Annotated in this window: 24 protein-coding genes and 1 tRNA gene; 19 read left to right on the top strand and 6 right to left on the bottom strand. The window is 35.4% G+C overall.

Annotation, left to right across the window (positions count from 1 at the left end):
* Positions 1 to 84 precede the first annotated feature (84 nt).
* Complete coding sequence (pheT, locus tag H8718_RS06805; RefSeq protein ID WP_249332371.1) at positions 85 to 2,475, top strand: phenylalanine--tRNA ligase subunit beta; 2,391 nt, start codon at positions 85 to 87, stop codon at positions 2,473 to 2,475.
* A gap of 217 nt (positions 2,476 to 2,692) precedes the next feature.
* Positions 2,693 to 3,970 carry an aminotransferase class V-fold PLP-dependent enzyme gene (locus H8718_RS06800; protein ID WP_249332370.1) on the top strand — a complete coding sequence of 426 codons (1,278 nt, stop codon included), beginning with the start codon at positions 2,693 to 2,695 and terminating at the stop codon, positions 3,968 to 3,970.
* 67 nt (positions 3,971 to 4,037) lie between these two features.
* Here H8718_RS06800 and H8718_RS20945 read toward each other — a convergent pair whose 3' ends face one another.
* Together H8718_RS20945 and H8718_RS06795 are read right to left on the bottom strand one after the other, a co-directional pair.
* Complete coding sequence (locus H8718_RS20945) at positions 4,038 to 4,160, bottom strand: helix-turn-helix domain-containing protein (RefSeq protein WP_334299078.1); 123 nt, start codon at positions 4,158 to 4,160, stop codon at positions 4,038 to 4,040.
* A 16-nt stretch (positions 4,161 to 4,176) separates the two neighbouring features.
* Positions 4,177 to 4,713 (bottom strand): Crp/Fnr family transcriptional regulator, encoded by a 537-nt coding sequence (locus H8718_RS06795; protein ID WP_330597593.1) that lies wholly within the window; start codon positions 4,711 to 4,713, stop codon positions 4,177 to 4,179.
* 268 nt (positions 4,714 to 4,981) lie between these two features.
* Here H8718_RS06795 and H8718_RS06790 point away from each other — a divergent pair, with 268 nt between their 5' ends.
* From H8718_RS06790 to H8718_RS06775, 4 genes are all read left to right on the top strand, one after another.
* On the top strand, positions 4,982 to 5,140 hold the full coding sequence (locus tag H8718_RS06790; RefSeq protein ID WP_249332369.1) for a hypothetical protein: 159 nt from the start codon (positions 4,982 to 4,984) through the stop codon (positions 5,138 to 5,140).
* 1 nt (position 5,141) lies between these two features.
* Entirely contained in the window at positions 5,142 to 6,485 is a 1,344-nt protein-coding gene (locus H8718_RS06785; protein WP_249332368.1) for an MATE family efflux transporter, read from the top strand.
* An 89-nt stretch (positions 6,486 to 6,574) separates the two neighbouring features.
* Positions 6,575 to 7,645 (top strand): glycosyltransferase family 4 protein, encoded by a 1,071-nt coding sequence (locus H8718_RS06780; protein WP_249332367.1) that lies wholly within the window; start codon positions 6,575 to 6,577, stop codon positions 7,643 to 7,645.
* Positions 7,642 to 8,667 carry a lysylphosphatidylglycerol synthase transmembrane domain-containing protein gene (locus H8718_RS06775; protein ID WP_249332366.1) on the top strand — a complete coding sequence of 342 codons (1,026 nt, stop codon included), beginning with the start codon at positions 7,642 to 7,644 and terminating at the stop codon, positions 8,665 to 8,667. The genes H8718_RS06780 and H8718_RS06775 overlap by 4 nt, the downstream gene beginning before the upstream one ends.
* Positions 8,668 to 8,692: 25 nt before the next feature.
* On the opposite strand, the gene H8718_RS06770 is transcribed toward H8718_RS06775, so the two are convergent.
* Positions 8,693 to 8,765, bottom strand: a tRNA-Met gene (locus tag H8718_RS06770).
* A gap of 156 nt (positions 8,766 to 8,921) precedes the next feature.
* Here H8718_RS06770 and H8718_RS06765 point away from each other — a divergent pair.
* The 8 genes from H8718_RS06765 to H8718_RS06730 all read left to right on the top strand — a co-directional run bounded on the left by H8718_RS06765 (position 8,922) and on the right by H8718_RS06730 (position 14,222).
* Positions 8,922 to 9,761, top strand: coding sequence for a PHP domain-containing protein (locus H8718_RS06765; protein ID WP_249332365.1), 840 nt, complete (start codon positions 8,922 to 8,924; stop codon positions 9,759 to 9,761).
* A gap of 122 nt (positions 9,762 to 9,883) precedes the next feature.
* Positions 9,884 to 10,243: a hypothetical protein gene (locus tag H8718_RS06760; protein WP_249332364.1), complete on the top strand. Its 360-nt coding sequence runs from the start codon at positions 9,884 to 9,886 to the stop codon at positions 10,241 to 10,243.
* A 22-nt stretch (positions 10,244 to 10,265) separates the two neighbouring features.
* Complete coding sequence (locus tag H8718_RS06755) at positions 10,266 to 11,183, top strand: helix-turn-helix transcriptional regulator (protein WP_249332363.1); 918 nt, start codon at positions 10,266 to 10,268, stop codon at positions 11,181 to 11,183.
* A gap of 66 nt (positions 11,184 to 11,249) precedes the next feature.
* The gene (locus H8718_RS06750) at positions 11,250 to 11,513 is read left to right on the top strand and encodes a zinc ribbon domain-containing protein (protein ID WP_177668949.1); all 264 of its coding nucleotides are present in this window, start codon (positions 11,250 to 11,252) and stop codon (positions 11,511 to 11,513) included.
* Between the two features lie 65 nt (positions 11,514 to 11,578).
* A complete protein-coding gene (locus tag H8718_RS06745; protein WP_330597592.1) occupies positions 11,579 to 12,391 on the top strand; it encodes an SPL family radical SAM protein in 813 nt (270 codons plus the stop codon).
* Between the two features lie 211 nt (positions 12,392 to 12,602).
* Positions 12,603 to 13,163, top strand: coding sequence for a GNAT family N-acetyltransferase (locus H8718_RS06740; protein WP_249332361.1), 561 nt, complete (start codon positions 12,603 to 12,605; stop codon positions 13,161 to 13,163).
* A gap of 65 nt (positions 13,164 to 13,228) precedes the next feature.
* Positions 13,229 to 13,789, top strand: coding sequence for a sensor histidine kinase (locus H8718_RS06735; RefSeq protein ID WP_249332360.1), 561 nt, complete (start codon positions 13,229 to 13,231; stop codon positions 13,787 to 13,789).
* An 88-nt stretch (positions 13,790 to 13,877) separates the two neighbouring features.
* Positions 13,878 to 14,222, top strand: coding sequence for an inorganic diphosphatase (locus H8718_RS06730; RefSeq protein WP_249332359.1), 345 nt, complete (start codon positions 13,878 to 13,880; stop codon positions 14,220 to 14,222).
* A gap of 172 nt (positions 14,223 to 14,394) precedes the next feature.
* Here the strand turns inward: H8718_RS06730 and H8718_RS06725 are convergent, their stop codons facing one another.
* Both H8718_RS06725 and H8718_RS06720 read right to left on the bottom strand, forming a co-directional pair.
* Positions 14,395 to 15,699, bottom strand: coding sequence for a sensor histidine kinase (locus tag H8718_RS06725; protein ID WP_249332358.1), 1,305 nt, complete (start codon positions 15,697 to 15,699; stop codon positions 14,395 to 14,397).
* Positions 15,692 to 16,372 (bottom strand): response regulator transcription factor, encoded by a 681-nt coding sequence (locus H8718_RS06720; RefSeq protein ID WP_249332357.1) that lies wholly within the window; start codon positions 16,370 to 16,372, stop codon positions 15,692 to 15,694. The genes H8718_RS06725 and H8718_RS06720 overlap by 8 nt, the downstream gene beginning before the upstream one ends.
* Before the next feature lie 180 nt (positions 16,373 to 16,552).
* Here H8718_RS06720 and H8718_RS06715 point away from each other — a divergent pair, with 180 nt between their 5' ends.
* From H8718_RS06715 to H8718_RS06695, 5 genes are read left to right on the top strand one after another with little or no spacing between them, the layout of a single operon-like run.
* A complete protein-coding gene (locus H8718_RS06715; protein ID WP_249332356.1) occupies positions 16,553 to 18,766 on the top strand; it encodes an extracellular solute-binding protein in 2,214 nt (737 codons plus the stop codon).
* On the top strand, positions 18,696 to 19,610 hold the full coding sequence (locus H8718_RS06710; protein WP_249332355.1) for a carbohydrate ABC transporter permease: 915 nt from the start codon (positions 18,696 to 18,698) through the stop codon (positions 19,608 to 19,610). Before H8718_RS06715 ends, H8718_RS06710 begins: the two co-directional genes overlap by 71 nt.
* Positions 19,610 to 20,449 (top strand): carbohydrate ABC transporter permease, encoded by an 840-nt coding sequence (locus tag H8718_RS06705; RefSeq protein ID WP_249332354.1) that lies wholly within the window; start codon positions 19,610 to 19,612, stop codon positions 20,447 to 20,449. Before H8718_RS06710 ends, H8718_RS06705 begins: the two co-directional genes overlap by 1 nt.
* 25 nt (positions 20,450 to 20,474) lie before the next feature.
* Entirely contained in the window at positions 20,475 to 22,265 is a 1,791-nt protein-coding gene (locus tag H8718_RS06700) for an HlyD family efflux transporter periplasmic adaptor subunit (RefSeq protein WP_249332353.1), read from the top strand.
* Positions 22,265 to 23,473 (top strand): ABC transporter permease, encoded by a 1,209-nt coding sequence (locus H8718_RS06695; protein ID WP_249332352.1) that lies wholly within the window; start codon positions 22,265 to 22,267, stop codon positions 23,471 to 23,473. The genes H8718_RS06700 and H8718_RS06695 overlap by 1 nt, the downstream gene beginning before the upstream one ends.
* Before the next feature lie 78 nt (positions 23,474 to 23,551).
* Here H8718_RS06695 and H8718_RS06690 read toward each other — a convergent pair whose 3' ends face one another.
* Positions 23,552 to 24,220 (bottom strand): YdeI/OmpD-associated family protein, encoded by a 669-nt coding sequence (locus tag H8718_RS06690; RefSeq protein ID WP_249332351.1) that lies wholly within the window; start codon positions 24,218 to 24,220, stop codon positions 23,552 to 23,554.
* Positions 24,221 to 24,424: the final 204 nt, after the last annotated feature.

Genomic DNA, 24,424 nt, shown 5'->3' with positions numbered 1-24,424 from the left:
AAGATCGGATAATGAGCTTTATAGCTAAGTTTTTTGAGAGCGTGAAATGATTAAAAGAATGGATAATGGAAAGGAAGTAGAAATATGAACGTACCTATGTCTTGGTTAAAACAATACGTAGACATCGACGTAGATGTAAACACTTATATAGATGCAATGACAATGTCTGGCTCTAAAGTTGAAGCTGTAGAGGAGCTTGGAAAAGAAATTACTAAAGTTGTTGCAGGTAAAATTATCGAAACAGAAAAACACCCAGATGCAGATAAACTTCGTGTAATGAAAGTAGATATTGGGGCAGAGGCACCAATTCAAATTGTTACAGCGGCTACAAATGTTAATACAGGAGATGTAGTTCCAGTATCACTGGATGGAGCTACACTTGCTGGTGGTCTTAAAATCAAAACAGGTAAACTTCGCGGAGTTGAATCACAAGGAATGTTCTGTTCTGTAGAAGAACTTGGTTTTGAAGCAAGTGACTTTGATGATGCACCAGAAGACGGTGTATATATTTTCCATACACCAATTGAACTTGGCTCAGATGTTAAGCCATACTTTGGACTTGGGGAGTCAATTGTAGAGTATGAGATTACTTCAAATAGACCAGACTGCTTCAGTATTTTAGGGATTGCAAGAGAAGCAGCAGCTACTTTTAAAAAGCCTTTCAATTTCCCTGAAATTAAGGTAGAAGAAGTAGATGGCAATGCAGCTGATATGGCAAAAGTAACAATTGAAAATGAACAACTTTGCCCAAGATATGCTGCAAGAGTTATTAAAAATGTGAAAGTTGGCCCATCACCAAAATGGCTTAAGGACCGACTTATGTCAGCAGGACTCAGACCAGTCAACAATATCGTAGACATTACAAACTACATGCTTCTTGAATTTGGTCAACCAATGCATGCATTTGACTATGATAAACTTGCAGGACACCATGTTATCGTACGTAATGCTAAAGATGGTGAGACAATGACTACATTATTCGGTGATGAGGTAACACTTGATAGCAGTATGCTTGTCATTGCAGATGAAGCTAAACCAGTAGCAATCGCTGGTGTAATGGGCGGTGAAGATACAAAAGTAACTGAAGATACGACAACTATTCTTTTCGAATGTGCTAACTTCAATGGTTACAATGTACGCCAAACATCTAAAAAACTTGGAATCAGCAGCGATTCTTCTAAAAAATATGTTAAAGGACTTGATCCAAACAACATTACACTTGCAATTGAACGTGCAGTTCAGCTTATTAATATGACAGGTGCTGGTGAAGTTGTATCAGGTATTATTGATGTCTACCCAGTAAAACGTGAAAAACTTACTATTCCATATGATTTAACATGGATTAATAACTATCTTGGAACACAAGTGACTGAAGAAGAAATGAAAGAATACTTCGAAAGACTTGAGTTTGAAGTAGATACAACAAATAAGACAGTAACAATTCCGACATTCAGACCAGACGTAACAATGATGGCTGACCTTGCAGAAGAAGTTGCTAGACTCTATGGATACGATAAAATTGAAGTAACTTTAGAAAGAGGCACACCAACAGTTGGTCATAAAAACTTCGAACAAGAAATAACTGATCAAATCCGTTCTACTATGAGTAGATATGGTGTAAATGGTGCATTAACTTATTCATTTGAAAGTCCAAAAGTATTTGATAAACTTTGTATCCCGGCTGATAGTAATCTTAGAAATGTGTTAACGATTACAAACCCATTAGGGGAAGACTTCAGCATTATGCGTACAACTACTTTAAATGGTATCCTTAATTCACTTTCTATTAACTATAACCGTAGAAATGAAACAGCTATGCTTTATGAAGTAGGAAAAGTATTTGAAAAAATAGAGGGCGAAGAGCTTCCAAATGAAATCAAAAAGGTTACTGTAGGTATGTATGGTAAAGAAGTTGATTTCTATACACTTAAAGGACTTATTGAAGCTTTAGTGGAAGATCTTCATATTCAAAAAGTAAGTGTAGAGAGAAATACAGAGCTTCCATTCATGCACCCAGGTCGTACAGCAAATCTTATGATCGCTGGTAAAGTATGTGGTTACTTCGGAGAAATCCATCCACAAGTAGCTAAAAACTACAGTGTAGATGCTAAATTATACGTAGCAGAATTAGACCTTGCACTTATTCTTGCAAATGTAGAAAAAGCTCGTAGTTATGTACCACTTCCAAAATACCCAGCTACAACAAGAGACATTGCTATGCTTGTAAAAGATGATGTACTTGTTGGTGATATTGAAAAAGTTATTACTCAAAGAGGGGGTAAACTACTTGAAAGCTGTGAACTCTTTGACGTATACCAAGGTAAACAAATTGAAGAAGGCCATAAATCAGTAGCTTACAAACTTGTGTTTAGAGCAAGTGATCGTACCCTTACAGATGATGAAATTCAAAAATCTATGAAAAAAATCTTAAACGGTTTAGAAACAGTTATTGGTGCAAAACTTCGTGAACAATAGATAAATGATAGGAATAGAGTGAGATTAGATAAATAAACTAATCTCACTCTATTTTTTATTAGGGTATAAAAAACATATAGAAATGAGATTTGGAGATAATAAAAATGGATCTAAATGATTTTTAATAGTGAGCTAACTGTAAAAGTAACAAAATATGACATGGATTGCGAGCAACTTAACAGCGCTGTGCATATAATGTACGAGAGGGGGTGGAATGATGAATTATCGCCATTTGTTTGATGGAATAGAAATACCTGTAAAGCTTGGAGGTCGGAGAAATATTATACCAATTAATTTTGATAACGGTGCGACAACACCTCCACTTAAATGGGTAAATGAAATGGTTAGAAAGAATGCATTAAGTTATGGCCCTATTGCAAGAGGAGCTGGTCAGAAGGGCGATAAATGTACAGAACAATTTGAAGCATCTAGAGAAAGTGTATTAGATTTTTTTAATTTGTTAGGACGAAATGATTATTCAGTTATATATGTAAAAAATACAACAGAAGGGTTAAATTTATTAGCTAATGTTCTGTTTGAATATAAAGATTGTACTGTACTTACAACGCGTATGGAGCATCATGCCAATGACTTGCCTTGGAGGCATACAGCTCATGTAGAATATGTAGAAGTAGATAAGTCTGGTAGAATAAGTCTTAAAGAGATAGAAAATCATCTGGCACAAAATCCTTCTATTAAATTTGTAACAGTAACAGGTGCATCGAATGTGACAGGTTATATTAACCCTATCCATGAGATAGCCAGAATTGTACACAGATATGATGCTAAATTAATTGTAGATGCGGCACAGCTTGTTGCCCACAGAGCTATTAATATGGCAGGACGATGTGAAGCAGAACAAATTGATTTTTTAGTTTTTTCAGGACATAAGATGTATGCGCCTTATGGAGCTGGAGCTATTGTTGGTCTTACAAGTTACCTTAATAATCTACATCCCTTTTTGCGGGGTGGCGGAGCGGTAGATGTGGTGCTTGATAATGATGTGATTTGGTCAGAGTCACCTTATCTGCATGAAGCAGGTACGCAAAACTACTTAGGGGTGATGGCATTAGTAGCATCTATGCAGGTACTTAAGAAAATAGGATTTGATGAAATTGAAGAGCATGAAACAAGAATAAAAAATTATCTTCTTAAGGAACTTAGCAAAATACCAGAAGTCATACTTTATGGAGATGTAGATTACTCTGTAAATCGGTTAGGTGTTATTGTATTTAATGTAAGAGGGATACATTTCGAAGAAGTAGCTTTTAAACTTGCTAGTCAGTTTGGTATAGCTACAAGATATGGTAAGTTCTGTGCCCATCCTTATGTAGATAGAATGTTAGGGATTAATGAAGAGCAAAGGCAGATTAGTGAGCATACGCATAATGGAGAAGATATTGGGATGGTACGTATTAGTTTAGGACTTTACAATACCATGGGAGAAGCAAAGGATTTCATTCATTCTTTAAGATGTTTGATTTATCATCATTAAAATTAAAAAAGAAGGTGCCAGGTTAAGGCACCTTCTTTTTTTAGGGATACTGTAGGTTAAAAGTTCCTTACATAAGAGCACGTAGGCACTTTTTGTTCATAAGGGTAATAGAGCCTCTGGAAAGCTGTACCCAGCCCTCGTTAGCAAAATATTTAAGCATGCGTGAGACTACCTCTCTAGCACTCCCCATGTATTTGGCAATCTGTTCATGGGTAAAGGTATATAGTATTAGAATTATTTTTAGTAGCTTCGTCAATAAGGAAAATAGCAAGGCGTTTATCAAAGCTCATAAAGAGAATTTGCTCCATAGCCCAAATGACATCAGAAAATTTTTCAGCAGCTACTTTATAAGAGAAGTTTTCTACATAAATATTTTGACTTGTAAGTCTAGCAAAAATAGAAGAGTCAATAAGTAAAATTTGGGTATCTACTTCAGCGTCAATATGTACATCAAAAGTAATATTTTTTAGCAAGCATGATGCTGAAAGAATACAGATATCTCCAGAAGAAAGGCGATAAAGTGTGACTTCTTTACCCTCATCTGAAAGGAGGTAAGTTCTAAGTGTGCCACTTTTGACTAGTAGTACACCAATACAGTCCCTATTTCCGCCATGAATAGTAGTGCCTTGCTTATAGGTAAGCGGCATAGTGTAATCTAAAATAAGTTGTTGTTCTATAGGTTTAAGGTTATCCCAGAAAGTTAGGCTACGTGTGAGAAAATCGATATCAGTAGGTGTAAGCATAATAAGACTCCTATCTAAAATTCATTTATATCTATTATATTATAAAAAAAAGGGGATTTATTCAAAAGAGGAAGTTATTTATGAAATAGATAACCGTGCATAGGGTATAAAGGATAGCGTATGCATTCAATATGTGGAATAGTGAATTTTAAGGATAGAAGTAATCTATAATTGTATAAAAAAGATACAATTTAAATTAAATTATACTATAATATAAATTAGTATTTATATATTTAATAAAATTAATAGATAAGAAGGAGTACACTAGATGATACACTTTAGACAGGTAAAAAAGGGAGACGAAACATTTGTAGGTGAGAAGAAGGGGCAAATTATTGGTAGAGTACTTAATAAAAAAGATGGTTTTACACAAGATAATGGAGAAGTATGCAGTAGATGTGATATTTCAGTGAGGAGGAGGTTATAATATGACAAAGGATTTTACCGTAGGCTCTCCACTTAAGCTTATTATAACGTTTGCCATACCTATGATAGTAGGTAACCTGTTTCAGCAACTCTATAATTTGGTAGATTCCATTGTAGTAGGACAATTTATAGGCAAGAATGCTTTGGCTGCTGTAAGTTCAGCTTACACGGTTATGGTATTTGTGACGTCGGTGATTATTGGGTTATGTATGGGGGCATCTGTTCTTTTCTCACAGTTATTTGGGGCAGGAGAATTAGAAAAGCTTAAAAGGGCCATTACAACCAGCTTTATATTTACATTAGGCGTAACAGTCTGTATGATGGCTGGCACTCTAATAGGGATAGAGAGTATTATTCGATTTATGAATATTCCACCAGAGCTCTATAGTGATACTAAGATTTATTTGCAAATTATTTTTATTGGATTAATTTTTACGTTTTTATATAATGCAATTTCTAGCTTGTTAAGGGCATTAGGAGATTCCAAAACCCCTTTGTATTTTTTAATCTTAGCAGCAATTCTTAATATCGTTTTAGATTTAACCTTTGTTTTAGTATGTGATATGGGGGTTAAAGGTGTAGCTATTGCTACACTCATTGCACAAGGCGTAGCGGCTGTTCTGTGCATACTTTATTCAATCAAAAAACTTTCAATTTTACATATGACTAAGCAGGATATGGTATTTGATAGAACTTTATTTGGCATAATTGCTAGGTACTCCATACTAACTTCAATTCAACAGTCTATTATGAACTTTGGCATACTACTCGTACAAGGTTTAGTCAACTCTTTTGGAACAGTAGCTATGGCAGCATTTGGAGCAGCAGTCAAAATAGATGGATTTGCCTATATGCCTGTGCAAGACTTTGGTAATGCCTTTTCCACTTATGTAGCTCAGAACAAAGGAGCTAAGGAAGAAGGACGTATTCATGAAGGGATTAGGTGTACAGTAAAGTTAATCTGCATATTCTGTTTTATCATCTCAGTATTGGTAGTTCTTTTTGCAAAAGAGCTCATGCTGATTTTTATAAACCCTAAGGAGTACGAAGTACTTGCAATAGGCATAGGCTATTTAAGAGTTATAGCACCATTCTATGTACTGATAGGTTTCCTCTTTATGTTTTATGGAGTATATAGAGGATTAGGTACGGTTAAAATTTCGATCATTTTAACAATTATTTCATTAGGGACAAGGGTAATACTTGCTTATCTATTAGTAGCTATGCCTAAGATTGGTCTTGTAGGCGTATGGTGGGCAGTTCCAATAGGTTGGGCGTTAGCTGACGTTGTAGGCTATAGAATTTATAGGAGACGAAGGAGCATTTTAAACATTAACAAATCTTAATAAATTGTGCTAGTAATCTTAATAAATGAGAGGTATGCTATAGCTAATGAAAGATAATGAACTGGCAAAATAACGAACGGGGGATTTTCATGATCTATAAAATTAATATGCTCTCACAGGCAGCAAAAGTAAAAGGACAGGGTGTCCTATCAGCATATGAAGAGCAAGTAAGTTTAGTAAAGGAAGAACTAAATGAAAAATTTATTGTAGTTGAAAATAAATGGCCTGACGCAGATATTACACACTATCATACCGTTAATTTACGTTATTTTTTATCCATACCTTTTGCAAAAAGGAATGGTGTAACAGTTGGATATGTTCATTTCTTACCAGAGACGGTAGATACGAGTCTACAATTACCTAAAATCTGCAAAAAAGTATTTTATAAGTATCTAATCTGGTTTTATAAAAGTATGGATTACCTCGTAACGGTCAACCCTTATTTCATTGAAAGATTAGGTGCTTATGGAGTAGACACAGATAAAGTAACTTATATACCAAACTATGTAAGCGATACACAGTTTTTTCCTATAGAAGAGGAAAATAAACAGCATTTAAGGGAGAAATATGGCCTTGATAAAGACAAGTTTACTGTACTGTGTGCAGGACAACTACAGACAAGAAAAGGTATTTTTGATTTCATAGAAATTGCAAGACAAATGCCACATATGCAGTTTGTATGGGCAGGAGGATTTTCTTTTGGTAAGATGACAGATGGATATAAAGAGATTAAAGAAGTAGTAGATAACCCACCTCCTAATTTAAAATTCCTAGGTATTATGGATAGGGAGCTTATGAATGAAATTTATAATTTAGGAGATGTTATGTTTTTACCTTCTTTTGAAGAATTATTTCCGATGACCATTTTAGAAGCTATGAACTGCAGAACACCTATATTATTACGTGATATTGATATTTATAAAAATATTTTATTTGATTTTTATATAAAGGGAAATAATGTAGAAGAGTTTAAGGTTTTATTAGAAAGACTTGCATCAGATGAAACTTTCTATAAGATGGCAGTAGATAAAGCATGGGAGGGGCATTTATTCTATCATAGAGACCATGTGAGTCAGATGTGGGATGCTTTCTATACGGAGATTGCACCTAAAGCAAAACCTTTTAAACTTAAAGCATTATTAAATAGGTTTGGAGGATGATGAAGGTTAAGAAGCTGAATTTAATCATTATTTTTGTAGCACTTATTGGCATTATAGGTTATGTAGGCTTGACAGAAGCACAAAATATAGTGAGCCTTATTCATAAACTAGATTTTCTATGGATAACAGGAGTTATCCTACTTATGGTGGGATACTGGCTTTTAGAAACGCTTACCTTACACTTTATTACGAAGAAATTTCATCCAAGGCAGAAATTTCAAAGTAGTTTACAGACTACTATGATTGGACAGTTCTTTAATTGTATTACGCCTTTTTCAAGTGGGGGACAGCCTATGCAGGCTTTACATATGGTGAAGACAGGTGTCCCCTTTGGCATAGCAAGTAGCTGCTTGCTTACTAAATTTATTATTTATCAAGTCGTATTAACTCTTTATTCATTAGTCGTGTTATGTATGAAGCTTGGTGAATTTTCAGCTAAAGTAAGTGGTTTTACGTATATGGTGCTGTTTGGCTTTTTAGTTAATACAGTAGTCGTTATTGCACTGCTTTCTATTGGGTGCTTTAAACGCTTTACCATGCAGGTTGTATTTAAGATCATCAATAAGCTAGAAAAAATGAAGCTTATTAAAGATGGAGCTAGGAAGAAGCACTATGTACTACGAGAGTTTGATAGCTTTTATAAAAGTTTTGAGTGGATGAAGAGCCATAAAAAAATGATCCTCTATACAGTAGTGCTTTCTACATTACAACTTACAGTATATTTTCTGGTGCCTTATTTTATATTAAGGGCATTTGGATTAAATGCTTCAGCATTCTCTATGATTGCAGCTCAGGCATTTGTGCTTATGATTTCGAGTTTTGTGCCACTACCAGGGGCAGCAGGTGGAGCTGAGTTAAGTTTCTTCACCTTTTTTAAACTCTTTTTCCCAGCTAATTTGCTTAATATTTCTGTACTAGTATGGAGGCTTGTCACCTTTTATCTTACAGTATGTGTAGGTATGTGCTTTACATTATGGCAAAAGGGGAATACAGAAAATACAAATCTAACAGAAAAAGCCTAGTTCCAAAGGAACTAGGCTTTTAACATTGCGGAGACAGGACTTGAACCTATGACCTTCGGGTTATGAGCCCGACGAGCTACCAACTGCTCCACTCCGCGACATTTGAAATAACTATATATTTAATATAATAGAAAATAATATAAAAGTCAAGACAAATGGGATGTAAATTTCTACCAAAAGTATTCATTTAGTCAAAAATGAAATTTTTTGCTATAATGAATAAAAAAGCATAGGACAAAAGGAGAAGAGGCAGCATGAAAGTAGATATGCATATGCACACGTACTTTTCAGATGGAACGATGTCGCCAGAAGAAATTGTACAAAAAGCAAAAACGAGAGAAGTAGGCATTTTAGCTATTACAGATCATAATAAATTAGAATCCTGGGAGGAACTTCAAAAAGCAGCGGCCAAAGAAGGGATTATTCCAATCCGTGGTGTAGAAATTAATGCAGCTTATAAGGATAAAGTACTTCATTTACTTGCTTATGGTTTTGAAGATCATACTAAGTTATTTGAGCTTATTGACTTAGCTGATCGTGAAATGCAACGTATGAGTGACGATTTAATTGTAAACCTTTCAAAAATAGATGAGCGTGTGAGTTTAGAAGATTTTAATGCTTATGAATATGATCGTAGAAAAGGTGGATGGAAAGGCCTTCATTATTTGTTAGAAAGAGGCCTTACGACTAAGCTCTTTGAAGGCTTTAGATTTTATAGAGAGTATGGATGTGACTTCCCAGAGTACCACTTCCCAGCTATTGAGGAGCTCTGTAAAAATATTAAGGAAGCAGGGGGCTATAGTGTACTTGCTCATCCTATGTCTTACTTTAAAGAGTTAAATGAAGGAGAACTTATTGCAGTTCTTGAAGATTTAAGAAGTAAAGGGTTAACCGGTATTGAATGCTACTATCCTACACACAGTGAAAGGATGACCCAAACATGTGTAGATTTCTGTAAGAAATATAATATGCTCATTACGACGGGAAGTGATGAACATGGCGAATTTGGTAAAGAAGCCAAAACACTTGACCAGACTATTGGATGTATGAATATTCATAGAGATATGATTAACATTGAGCCATTATTAAAATAAAACTGAAAAAGCTTTTAACTGAGAAATTTACTTGAAAATTCTTGTGTTAAAGGCTCTTTTTTTTACCGTTTTATAGTAATATGAGTATAGGAATTATTTTTATAATGTAAGGAGGATAAGTTATGCAGTATTATATTGTATTCCAGAACCAGGCTTATGAAGAAAGTAGAATAGAAGGTAGGCATGAAGAGATTTCTGAGGGCGATATGATTTTTAAGTATGAAGGCGGCGCTATTGTAGCAGTAGGCATCATAGGAAAGAAGACTTATCCAGACAGTACATTACAACAACTTGACATCATAGAACATAAACTTCAAAAGAAGCTTCGTATAAAAGAGGTGTTCAAGGAAATTAAAGAACTGATGAACCAAGAGCCAAGCCCATTTGCCATAAGATGGACACAGGAGAATAGATTTCATAAGCTTAATGAGGCATGTGGCCAGTTTATTCTAGACCAAATCAGAGTACATAATCAGTTTTAAGAATAGGGGAATAAAGTACAACATGCAGGTAAACAGATTATTCGAGATGATTTATATTTTACTAGGAAGAGAGTCTGTGACAGCTAAGGAACTCGCTGAAAGGTTTGAAGTATCTACTAGAACGATTTATAGGGATTTAGACACATTAAGCAGTGCAGGTATTCCTATTTATACAAGTAAAGGAAGTGGTGGAGGCATTAGGATTCTTGAGAGTTTTACACTAGATAAGTCCTTGCTTTCAAAGGAGGAACAAAGTGAAATCCTAATGGGGCTTCAGGTGCTAAAAGGTGCTAGATATCCTGACACACAGGAAGTTATAAGTAAGATAGGCAGTTTATTTAATAAAAGTGAGTATGATTGGATTGAAGTAGACTTTTCGGGATGGGGAAGTAATAAAGAAGAACAAGAAAAGTTTAAGGCGATTAAACAAGCTATTATAGAAGAAAAGATGATAAGTTTTGAATATTTAAGTAGTTATGGTGTTAAAACTTTAAGAACAGTAGTACCTATTAGACTTGTTTTTAAAGGACAATCTTGGTATGTGCAGGCTTACTGTAAGTTGAAAGAGGATTACCGCACTTTCAAACTTATGCGTATACGTCATTTGAAATGTATAGATGAAAGGTTTCATAGAAGGGAGTTCAAAGTAGGGCCTATAGAGCCACAGTCTATAGAGCATACCCCTAGTATAACCGTTAAGTTAAGGTTTGAGTCTTACATGGCTTTTAGAGTTTATGACCAGTTTGCAGAAGAAGCTATTACATATCAGGAGGATGGTAGTATAGAAGTAACAGTTTCTTACCCAGAAGGGGAATGGATTTATAGTTATATTTTATCTTTTGGCTCAGCTGTAACAGTAGTAGAGCCAAAGGAAGTAAGAGATAAAATAACTTATATGCTAGAAGAAACTTTAAAAAAGTATAAAGAGTTTTTGAAATAAGACATACTGTTGTCATATTCATCTTGATATGCTCTAGGTAAATCAAAATTGAAAGGAGCATATGTTATGTGTGAAATGAAATTATGTCAGTCTTGTGCTATGCCATTAACAAAGAAGGAGGAAGTGGGAACAAATGCTGATGGCAGTAAAAATGAAGATTACTGTCTGTACTGCTTTAAAGATGGAGCCTTCGTAGGAGATATGACTATGGAGGAAATGATAGAATTTTGTGTACCGCTTGTCTCTAAAGGCAATCCTTATTCAGATGAAGAGACAGCAAGAGCAGCTATGAAAGCATACTTCCCAACACTTAAAAGATGGAAACTCTAAAAATATCAGCTAAGTCCATTCTGATTAAGAATAAGGATTTATCTTGGTTTGGGGCAGAATATAATATGAATTTATATAAGGGATGTAGCCATGGCTGTATCTATTGTGACAGTAGAAGTGAGTGTTATCACATTGAGCAGTTTGATACAGTAAGGATTAAGGCGAAGGCTATTCAAATTCTAGAAGGTGAATTAAGACGTAAAAGAGGAGAAAAGGCCACTATTTTTACAGGCTCTATGTCTGACCCGTATAATCCGCTTGAGAAAAAGTTATGCTTAACAAGGCAGGCGTTAGAACTTATAAAGTCTTCTGGCTTTGGTGTATCTATAGCGACTAAAAGTGATCTTATTACAAGAGATATAGACCTTATTAAGGAGATTAGTAATAGGGCACCTGTCCTTGTAAAGGTTACTATTACAACAGCAGATGATAAGCTTGCTAGGAAGGTAGAACCCTATGTAAGTGTGTCTTCTAGACGCTTTGAGGCTATACAGCAGCTCAGTGAAGAAGGCATTTTCACGGGCATTTTAATGATGCCCCTACTGCCTTTTATAGAAGATACGAAGGACAATATTTTTGAAATCGTAAAGAAAGCTCATGAAAGCGGTGTAAAGTTTATTTACCCTGCTATTGGTATGACCATAAGAACAGGGCAAAGGGAGTATTTTTACAACAAGCTAGATGAGTATTTTCCAGGCATGAAAGAAAAGTATATAAGGACTTATGGCAATCAATATAAATGCGTATCTAAACAGGCTAGACAGCTTTATGAGTTGTTTGGAGCTGAGTGTAAAGCTAGGGGGATACTTTATGAAATGCCACAAATTATAGAGGCCTATAAAAAAGGTTATAGGACACAGCAGTTGTCTTTGTTTTAGATATTGTTAGGTGAAAAGAAGTTGTACGAATCAAGAATTTTTGAAATCAATACGTGTATCGTTTTAGTGAGAAAAATAGCACCTCCTAGGAGATGCTATTTTTTATTCTTTACAGTAAGAATTAGGTATAAGTATAATGTATAGTATAAATCATTTAATGGCGGATAGGCTTAAGGTAAGATGTTTTAGAAAAAATAATAGGGGGATGCATATGAAAGAACTCATAACAGAAAGACTTATTATAAGGCCATGGAAAGTGACGGACCTTGAAGATTTCTATGAATACGGTAGTGACCCTAAAGTGGGGCCTAATGCAGGCTGGCCTACGCATACGGATATAGAAACAAGTAGGAAAATTTTAGAGTCCTTTGTAAAAAGAGAAGATGTAAGTGCTATAGTATTGAAAGATAAGGGAAAAGTAATAGGTGGAGTAGGCCTTCACCAAATTGCACCAGATAGGGCTTATGAAAAGGAGTTGCAAAGAGAGATAGGGTATGTAGTGAACTCAGCATATTGGGGGAATGGATATGCAACAGAGGTAGTGAAAGCACTGCTTCAGTATGGATTTGAAGAATTAAAACTAAAGAGTATTTGGTGTGCACATTTTGATTGGAATGAAAGATCGAGGCGTGTCATTAAGAAATGTGGTTTTCACTATATTCATACGAAAGAGGAAACACTGCCTATGCTAGCTTATAAAGTTGTAACAACTCATTATTATAGGTTAAGCAAAGAGGAGTATAAAAGTTTGATAAGGGGAATTGAATCCTAGTACATCGTTTAAGTTGTACTAGGATTTTATTGTGTAGAAGGTAAGGGAGAAATAAAAATTGATATTTGATAAAAATAGATATAAATACAAAAATAAAAAAGGACAGAGAAAAGACAGATAATCGGTTTAAGCTAAAAGGGAAAGGGGTATATGGATTAGCCTTTACATTACAGTTTAATCCATGGTCTGTGGATATCAATCAATTAAGATTAGTATATATTTTCTCAGGTATTGTTGTTGGATTGATAGAGGATAAGCAAATTACAACAGTTATGAAAATAAATGAGAAAAGTGAAGTAACAGCAGACTATAGATGTATGGAGCAAGTAGTAAGTAATTTACTCTTAAATGCAATACAGCACACGGATATAGGGGGGACAATCTGGATTTCACTTGTGGAAGGCAAGGTAGAGATTGAGAATAAAGGAGCACCTATACCAGAAGATAAATTAAAGCTTATTTGGAATGCTTTTTATAAGGTAGAAGAAATTAACAATAGGTCAGGTGAAGGAAGTGGGCTTGGCTTATCTATTGTAAAAAATATGTTAGAGCTACATAAGTTATCTTTTGGTGTAGAAAATACTGAGGAAGGCGTCAAATTCTGGTTTAATTTAAGAAGGGGGTAAATGAGAGAAATAGCCTGGCTAGTCATCCTATTATGAATCCATTATAATGGATTTGAAGAATTAAGATGATCATACTAGGAGGAAATAGATGAATGATACAGCGTATTTAGGGAAACATGTTAAAGTCATAATTGATAGACCACTCGGAACAAAGCATCCCCAGTATGGTCATATTTATACACTTAACTATGGTTATATCCCAGATACTTTAGCAGGTGACGGTGAAGAAGTAGATGCTTACATTATCGGGGTATTTGAACCATTAGAAACCTATGAGGGGTATGTGATTGCTCTTATTAAAAGGGAAGACGATGTCGAAGATAAATTAGTTGTATGTAAGGATAAAGGGAAGTACAGCAAAGAAGCTATAGCAGCACTTGTAGAGTTCCAGGAAAGGTTTTTTACAAGTGAGATTATAATGGCCGAAGTGTAAAAGTACATCACAGAGTTACAGGGTAGAAGACAATGAAATACTTTATGATAGCCTACTAGGATAAGTTTGGATCCTAGTAGGCTATTTACATTGAAATTCCCTATTTTTACAGGATACTGACAAGAGTATGAGTTAAGGATAGGAGGTATTTTAGTGCTATTGGCTTATGAAATTATGACTTTGTTAGAAGGGGTAATTCAATGATAAATGTACAACCACCGCCAGGAGTAGGGGAAAAGTCTAGTTTACCATTATGAAGATGAATAATTTCTTTAGCAATGCTTAGGCCAAGTCCGTAGTGATTTTTATCTTTTCTTGAAGCGTCTACACGGTAAAAACGATCAAAAATATGAGATGCGTGGCTAGGGGGGATGCCTGGGCCATTGTCTATCACTTTAATGATACAGGTATCAGAGCGCATACTTAAATCAATCGTAATGGTGCCACCTTCTTGAACATAGTGGAGAGCATTATCTAAGAGAATGGTAATGGCCTGTAAGATACGTTCATCATCACATAAAACAGGAGGAAGTGTATACTCAGGTAGATTGAGATTAAGCCTTTGCCTTTTGCCATTAGCAAGAGGGATAAATGTATCTAGCATGTCAATAAGAAGAGTGTCAAGTTCTACAGGCTTTTTATGGATAGACCAAGTGTTAGCATCAGCAGTAGCAAGGAGGAGTAGGTCATCTACAAGACGTGCCATACGTTTACATTCTCTTTCAATTTGCATAGTGAAAGGCTGGCTATCTAGGTGAATACCAGACTGTATAACAGAATTGCTACTTTGTATAACAGCTAAAGGTGATTTCAGTTCATGAGAAGCTGCTGCAATGAATTGGACCTGTTTTTGCTGATTAATAGTAATAGGCAGGATAGCCCTTCCAGCAAACCAATAACTAAAGAGGCTAAGAAGTACAATACCTATAAGGCTAATGGAGATGAACAAAAGTCTTGTATAAATAATGGTTTCTTTTTGGACACTCATATCTTGAAGCAAAGTAAGGCTAAAACTTCCCTTATAAGAGGGGATAAGTGCTACACCGACACGGTAATATTCACATTCATCTCCCTGGATTTTAAAAAACTGTTTAGAAATATTGAGCCTAGATGTAGGAGGTGCATCCATATCAAACTGATAATCCTCTAAAGCAGTTTCATGGGCCTTTTGGATAAGCTTATCCCTAGGTGTAAGAGGTGTCCAAGCACCTTTAAAAAATAGGGGATGAGTGTTATCTTCAATAGAAATAATTAATTTGTTATTAGTCTCTAACTGTGCAAGCCACGACAATTTAATACTTTGGTAAGTTTGAAGCTGATAAGTAATAGTCTGAAGCTGATTTTCAAAGGCAATATGGCTGCTTGTATCTATATTTGTTTCAGAGATCTGTAAAGCAATAAGGCAAATAACACATAGAATAAGGCCTGTTATTGTACTACAAATAAGGGTAAGGTGCATGCGTAGTTCTTTAAGCATTATGAATCTCCAGTGTATAGCCGATGCCTCTTATGGTTTTTAATTCTAAGTTGCTTTCTACAGTGCGAAGTCTACGTCTAAGAAAATGTATATAGTTATCTAGATTGCCTTCTTCCACTTCAGCATAGGGACCCCATACACGGGAAAGTAGTAGGGGACGAGGAAGAATACTTGCAGGTTGCTTGAAGAAGGCTTCAAAAAGCTGAGCTTCTTTTTTTGAGAGTGAGCAGCTACCTTTAGGACCTATAAGTGTAAGGTTATCTAAGTCAAAATCAGTATTGCCATAGGATAGTGAGTGGGAAGTAATCCAGGCAGTAGGGCGTCTACTAAGCGCACGAATACGTGCAAGGAGTTCTTCTATAGCAAAGGGCTTAGCTAAGTAGTCATCAGCGCCAGCATCTAGGCCAGTAACTTTATCACCAATACTATTAAGAGCTGTAACCATAATAACTGGGACAGCAATATTTAATAAGCGCATTGCTTTTAATACACTAATACCATCAAGGGATGGCAGCATACGGTCTAATATAATAAGATCATAAGCTTGTTGTTTAATAAAGAATAGGCCTTCTTCGCCATCATAAGAGCTATCAACAGTATAACCTTGATTTTGAAGTTGTAATTTCACAGTATCACAAAGTGACTGGTCGTCTTCGATAAGTAAAATACGCATATTTGCCTCCTTAAGTCATCATTATAAGATAAATATTTTTTATTATAGCATTTATTGATGGATAAGACGAAAATTCTTTTGAAATTCATAAAAGCTTTAAAGTTTTTAGAGGTTATTTAGAGATAAGATAAGTAGAATTATATTAAATAAATAAAAAATAAGATAAGTAAGGAGTAGAAGATGAAAAAACATATATATAAACTCATGGTAGGCCTATTAATTGGGGCAACAGCATTTGGAGTGACAGGGTGTAGTAATAATATAGCAGGTGAAAAAAGTAGCGTAAGTCAAGATATTCCAATGGGACGTTATATAGAAGAAACGGTAGATATGCCTAAAGAGATAAAGTCTTTAATAGATTATAAAGTAAATAGTGATGGCACAATGGAGATTCATGGTTATGCTTCTGGAAATCAGGTTGTTGCTTATACTTCAAAAGATGGGAAAAGCTGGGAGAGTAAAGATGCTACATGGTTAAATGACCTTATAAGTGCTGGAAATCAGCTATCAGCAATCACTTCTAATGAAAAAGGAGAGTATTACGCTCTATATTATAATCCAGACTTTAAAACACGTATAGGAAAGTTATCAGAAGGTAATAAAGTAGAGGAAATCCCTTATGAAGTAGATGAAAGTAGTTATATTTCAGCTATTAAGGTGGATGAAGAGGGAAGCATCTTTGTAGGCATGAATAATGGTGTAGTAAGAATTAATGAGGCAGATGGTAGTGTAATTACTGAATATAGTGTAACAGGAACAGAGGGTGAAGTTGTAGTTGTTGATAATCAATTAATGGTAATAGATGCACAGCGCGGGGGGCTTGTAGCCTTTAATTTAGAATCTGGCGATGAGGAGAACTTTATTCCTTATGAAGGCACACTTTGGGGAAGCAAGCTTCTAAGTAATGATGAAGGCAATGTCTACATTGTGAATACAGAGGGCGTAAGTAGATTAGCACCAGGTGGTAGTATTTGGGAGAATGTAATTGAAAGTAGCACAAGTTCATTTGGAACGCCATCTCTATTTGTAAGACAAGTAGCTATGAAAGGTAATGATGAATTTAGTGTAGCTTTTGATAGTGTAGAAGGAGCTTATACACTTTTAAATTATCATTTTGATCCAAATGTACCATCTAGACCAACAACAGAAGTAAACTTATATATGTTAGAGGATAATAGGACGATTAGACAAGCAGTAGCAGAGTATCAGCGCCAAAACCAAGAGGTATTTATTAATATACAAGTAGGTATTCAGGAGGGTGATACCCTTACAAAGGCTGATGCAATCCGTACACTTAATACCCAGCTTTTAGCAGGGAAGGGTCCAGACATACTTGTACTTGATGGACTTCCAATACAATCTTATATGGAGAAAGGTGTACTTTTAGATATGAGTGATTGGGTAGACGGTATGAGAGATAGTGGTAAGTGGTTAGAAAATATTACAGAGGCGTATAGGCAAGAAGATGGTTCTATTTATGCACTTCCAACACGCTTTAAGGTACCAACCCTATGGGGGAACAAAGAGCTTGTAAATGGTGTAGATTCCCTTGAAGGGCTTGCAGATTGGGCTAAGGAGAATCCAGATAAACAAGTATTTTATAGCATGACACCAGAGGAGCTTATGAAGAAATTATACGGTATTACAGCCCATGAATGGATGGATGAAACAGGGCAAATTAAAGAAGATGCTTTTGTAACCTTCATAGAGTCTATCAATACATTATCAGGCCAAGGTGGGGCAGATGAAGCACCTAGTATGAACTCATCATCATCAGGTATGACTATAGAGTTTAACGATGCAGATGATCCTGCTATTCAGGAAAGTATTAAAAATACATTATCAACAGAATATATGGCGCATAAGGATGTTGAACTACACATGACAGAAGTTGAAGCATTCATGGAAATCCCGTATTTAAATTCAGCTATTATGCAAAGAGGTGATGGAGACTTTGGAGCTGTTCTAGCTAAGGATGGCGGCGTATACAATCCAGTAGGCATTGTAGGGATTAATGCTAATAGTAAAAACAAAGATATTGCAAGTGAGATTGTAAAACTAGCTATGTCTAAAGAGGTTCAAAAAGTAGATTTATATGAAGGTTTCCCTATCGATAAAGAAGCATTAGAAGAACAAGCAATAATAAATGAAGATGGTATGATGGCCGCAATGGGAATGGCTATTGAAAAGCCTATCAAGATGCAGCCTGCAACACAAGAGTCTTATACAAAACTTAAAGAACAAGTAGATAAACTTACGATTCCGGCAATGACAGATGAAGTGCTTATGAATCTTATTATAGAAGAAACGAAAGGATACTTTAATGGCGAGAAAACAGCAAATGAAGCTGCCGAAGCAGCAGCAAAACGCACAAGAGCCTATTTGGCAGAATAAAAAAAAGAGTGACTTAAAAGTCGCTCTTTGCTTTTTGTTACCAAGTCTTATAGGGGTAATGGTTTTTATTTTTATTCCTTTTATAGATGTTATACGTAGGTCTTTCTTCGGGGCTATGAGTGGTGAATTTGTAGGGCTTAAAAATTACGCTACTATTTTTCAAAATGATGCCTTTAAGTTAGCAGGAGGAAATACTTTAAAATTTACACTTATTTGTATTCCTTTATTAGTTATAGCTTCTTTAGGGCTTGCCCTTTTAATTAATGCTATTGGGAAGAAGGCGCAGTTATTTAAGATGACATTCCTTTTACCCATGGCTATTCCAGTAGCTTCAGTGGTACTTTTATGGCAAGTTCTCTTTCACCAAAATGGACTTTTAAGTCGTGGGATTATAGCACTTGGGGGGCAAAGAGTAGACTGGATGAAGACGGATTGGGCTTTTTGGATTCTTGTTGCAAGTTATTTATGGCGTAACATTGGGTATGATATGGTACTTTGGCTAGCAGGACTTAGTACCATTTCACCAGCAATATATGAGGCAGCAAAGGTAGATGGTGCAAGTAGCTGGCAGCAATTTACAAAGATTACAATACCTCAGCTTTTACCAACTTTATTTACTATAGTCGTATTGTCACTGCTTAACTCTTTTAAAGTATTTAGGGAGGCCTACCTCATTGCAGGGGATTATCCACATGATAGTATGTATATGCTTCAGCATTTATTTAACAATTGGTTTGTGTCCTTAGACATTGATAAATTATCAGCAGCAGCTACCATAGTTGCAGGGGTTATTTTGATATTGATTTTACTATTGCAAAGAACTTGGGAAGGGGATGAGGACTAATGAAAAAATATATACCTATAACGCTAGTCAGTTTCCTAGCACTTATTGTGTGGTTACCTTTATGGATGCTTATAAGTGGTTCACTTATGCCTATTGATGAGATTAAGACATACTTTGGTCCTGTGCTTTTAGGAGGTTCTGGCTTTGCAAAATGGCCACTTATTCCAGCCTATCCCACAATGGCGCCTTATATAGAGTTATTATTAGACTCTCCAGCGTTTTTTGCTATGTTTTGGAATTCTATTAAGATTGTTGTACCTATTTTGATTGGGCAAGTATGCTTTGGGATGCCAGCGGCATGGGCTTTTGCAAGATTTGAATTTCCATGCAAAAAGTTACTTTTTACACTTTATATAGCCCTTATGCTTATGCCTTTTCAGGTAACCATGGTACCCAATTACCTTGTTCTTGATAAAATGAATTTACTTAATACAAGAGGTGCACTTATCTACCCACTTGTCTTTTCTACATTTCCAGTATTCATTATGTACCGCTTCTTCAAATCTATACCAGAGGCTATGATAGAAGCAACCAAGATGGATGGGGCAGGGCATTTTAGAACTTTTATACATATAGGGTTACCATTAGGGGCAGCAGGTATTGTATCTGCTCTTGTACTAGGCTTTTTAGAATACTGGAATATGATTGAGCAGCCTCTTACATTTATACAAGATAAATCCTTATGGCCGTTATCATTGTATTTGCCGCAGATTGCCGTAGATCAGCTTAGTGTTTCTATAGTGGCATCAGTTATCATGCTTATTCCAGCTCTTTTAGTCTTCTTATGGGGGCAAAATGACTTAGAAGCAGGGATTCGTGCAGCTGGACTTAAAGAGTAGTGTAAAAAGGAGAAAGGTTAAAAAGATGAATATGAATTTAAAAAATCAACTTAAAAAAGAATTACCTACTCCAAAAGAGGAGAGGGATAAAGTTAAGCAAATAGCTATAAAAGCATTAGCAGGCTTTCTCATTATTATGGTGGCATTTACAGGGCTTTCAAAATCTGCCGATGCACTTACAACGCCGCAAGTAGTGGCCCAAAGACCAAAGGGTGGACGTATTGAACAGAAAGTGGAAGTACGTGGTAGCTTAAAGCCAAAAAATGAAGAAAGCATGGAAGTAGGAGAAGGTCTTCTTGTAAAAAATGTGTTTGTAGAAGCAGGACAGCGCGTTCAAAAAGGGGATGTACTTTTAGAACTGGATGCTAAAGAGATAAAAGAGAAACTAGATACTGCAAGAGATGATTTAAAGAAGTTACAACTTAGACTGGAACAACTTAGCCTCAATAAAGACTTTACAGCTAATAGTTCACCTATGGAAACAGCAAAAAAAACATTAGCTGACCTTGAAGAAGATAAAATCAATCTTGTGAAAAAAGAAGATGTAAAAATAGAACGTGCTAAAGAGAAGGTAAAAGAAGCTGAGGAAGACTTAAAGGAAGCTGAAGAGAACTTAGCTACTTTTCAAGGTGAAAGCTTAGAGGAACAACTTAAAAAAGCAAAAGAAGAAGAAAAAGAAGCACAAAAGCATTTAGAGACTCAAAAATATGAAAAAGACAAAGCCATTAAGAGAGCTCAGCAAACAGTAGATGAGGCAAAAGAAAACTTATGGCTTTTAGGAGGAGGGGAAGCAACAAGTGCTCTTCAGGCATTAGAACGTGCCGAGATGGAATATGAAATAACAAAATCAGACTGGGAGCGTACTATCAAAGCAGCTGAAGAGTCACTCCAAAAAGCTAAGGATAAAGTAAAAAGACTTGAAAATGGCGAAATCGATGATGAAAGTCTTAAGCAAGAAGAAGAAAAGGTTAAAGCAGCAAGAAATCAGGTAAAAGAACAAGAACGCTTATTAGAAGATGCACTAGTAAGTAAGGAAGATACAATAGCTGATTTAAATAGAAAAATAGAAAGTGCAAAAAAAGATTTAGTAAAAGCAGAAGGCGAAGAAGAAAATCTAGCACTTAGTAAAGAGCAAAATCTTCAAAAAGAAGGTATTGAAAAGGAGCTTATGCTCTTAGATATAGAAGCAAAGGAAAGAGAAATAAGTAAGTTAGAAAAAGCTATTAAAGAAGGTGGACAATTAAAAGCACCTTCATCAGGTATTATTAGAGAAGTAAAAGTTACAAAAGGTGATACCACAACAAAAGGAGACCTTCTTGTCTTTGTAGGAGATACAAGTAGCTATATACTTGAGACTGAGCTCACTAAAGAGGAAGCAGAACTTATTAAAATAGGAGACCAAGTAGAAGTTACTCTAGACGGGGATAAGATGCCTGTAGGAGATAGCATAGTAGAAAGTATTGTACCTGTACAAGGTGATACAGAAGGTAAGAAGAAAATAAGTATTAGTGTGCCAAAGGGTGAACCAGGTATGGGCGCTATGATGAAGGTGATTCAGGAATCAGATAAATACCGTTATATCATACCGATTGAAGCACTAAGAGAAGAGAATGGAAGTTACTATGTACTTGTAGCAAAGCAACAAACAACAACACTTGGTGAGGAAATCATTGCAGATAGAGTAGATATAATGATTCTAGATAAAAACCAAAGGAGTGCAGCTGTAGAAGGGGCACTAGGAGCGCAAGATACAGTCATTGTCAAAAGTAATAAACCAATCTCAGCAGGTGATAGAGTTCGCCTGGTTGAACAATGATGAGGGATTATAAGCGCATTATTTCATATGTACTTGTTGTATTTATAACCTTATTGGCATGGAGTATATGTCTAACAAATGCGCAGAAAATACAAGTATTACAAGATGTAGTAGAACTTCGCTATGATAGAGAAAAGCTGGATGCTGAGACGATGAAGAACCTTCAAAAAGGAGAAAGTGAAAGTAGTGAAAAAATCGTAAAAAGTTTTATAGCATGGGAGCAAAGCCCTAAAGAAGATTTAAGGAATAAAGAACTTGCTAAAAATGTAATAGGAGAAGTTGTTAAAGTATATGGCAACCTAACCATGCTGTTTCCTGTAGAAAAACTACAAGGACAAACACTCTATGAAGGTGATGGGGAAGGTACAATCATAAGTGAAGGTGTAGCCTATAGCTTGTGGGGAAGTACCGATGTTGTAGGTCAAAGTCTTATAGTAGAGGATAAGGCGTATGTGGTAAGAGGTGTACTTAAAGAAAAAAGTAATAGAATCATCACCCAAGCAGATATGGCAGATAAAGAAACAAAGTTTAGTGCGCTGAGGGTACAACTTGTAGATAAAGAAAATGTAGAAGGGGTGATAAGTACATTAAAATTTAAATATAACTTGCCTGAAAGCGTACTAAGAAACTTATCTTTAACGAGCATTTTATTAAGTGGACTAGCACTTTTACCAGGTTATCTATTAGGACTTTATGGTCTTATTAAACTGTATAAATTCATCTATAGTACCCATAGATACTGGGTATCAGCTATTCTTTTAAGTATTATAGCACTAGGTTTAACCTGGATAACAATAGAGATGATGCAGTTTATAACCTACATACCTTCTTATATTATTCCAAATAAATGGTCAGACTTTACATTCTGGTCAAAACTCATAGATGGATTCATAGAAAATAGCAGACAGTTACAGGCCTTGCCTGCTTTAATAGGAGATGGATGGTATAACGGAATAAAAGCCATGATAGTAGGAGGTTTTAGCATAACTTGTATAGGGATGCTAGCCTTTAGTAAAATAGCTAAAGTAGAAGAGGGTAAGACATTGTTCTATAGTACTTTAGGTGCTATTATGCTGAGTTTTATAACTATTATGTTAGTCTATCGCTTAGAAGGGCAAGTAACGATGATTGAGGCCTTCTGGGGTGTAATGCCTATGTATCTCCTGATTACATTTATTATTAATAAGTGGACTAAATTGTTAAGTTAATTTATTGGTTTAAAGATAAAAAGCCTTGCACTATTTGTCTAGTGTAAGGCTTTTTTAGATTTATAAGATAAGGGGACTTTATTGTTTGCTTTTAGTGTAGAGCTGCTTAGTCTTGAAGCCTTGCTTTAAGATTTCTGCCATCTCTATTAAGCGTTTATCAATAGTGTTTTGCGTTCTAGCACTATAGACGTAACGTGCCCAATCTCTTTGATAGCCTGGGGTCAGTGCCACGTAGCGTTCAAGAATTTCAGGTTGGTTTTGGAAATAGACCTTTAAATCTGTAACTTTATCTTTATAATCATCTACACACTGACTAGGTTTAGGGGATTTTTTTAATGCTTTTTTGAGATGTCTTAAGCCACAGACTGTAAAAGTATCATTAAAAGCGACCATTCTTGAAAATTTTAATAAACTTTCTTTGAAATAGCCATCTTCATCCATAGGGAGTGTCATAATACTGTCTCTATGGATAAAGGTATCATAGTGTTTATTACCTTTTTTAGGATAGACCAGATAAAGGTAGCCTCCCTCTGCTAGTAAATTTTGTTCTACAACCTCATCAATAGCTTTTTCAAATTCCTCTAAAGAAAATACAAAGGAAAATATACGATCATATTGGGTTTGTTGTACCTTATAATCTGCAAAAATATCTTGTAGCTCCGTAACTGTATCGGGTACATTTAAGAATAATCTGTTTTTATAGTTTTCAATTTTTAATTTATCTAATACTGTTTTTACTTGTGTCATAAGTGTATATCCTCATTTATTGTTAGAAATATTGTTCTTAATACGACCATAACATTAGAAATAAGAATAAGCAATCTATACGAAGAAAAATAATAATTTATCAATGTAGATTTCGGAATAATACAAAAGATTATCAGTGTTATGATATAATCACTACTAAAGGTTGCTAAAGAAGATTTGTGTTTATTTTTAGAAGGGGGGGCA

The organism is Zhenhengia yiwuensis (genome assembly GCF_014384995.1).
GTDB lineage: Bacteria > Bacillota > Clostridia > Lachnospirales > Cellulosilyticaceae > Zhenhengia > Zhenhengia yiwuensis.
This window is presented reverse-complemented; position numbering and strand designations above follow the sequence as displayed.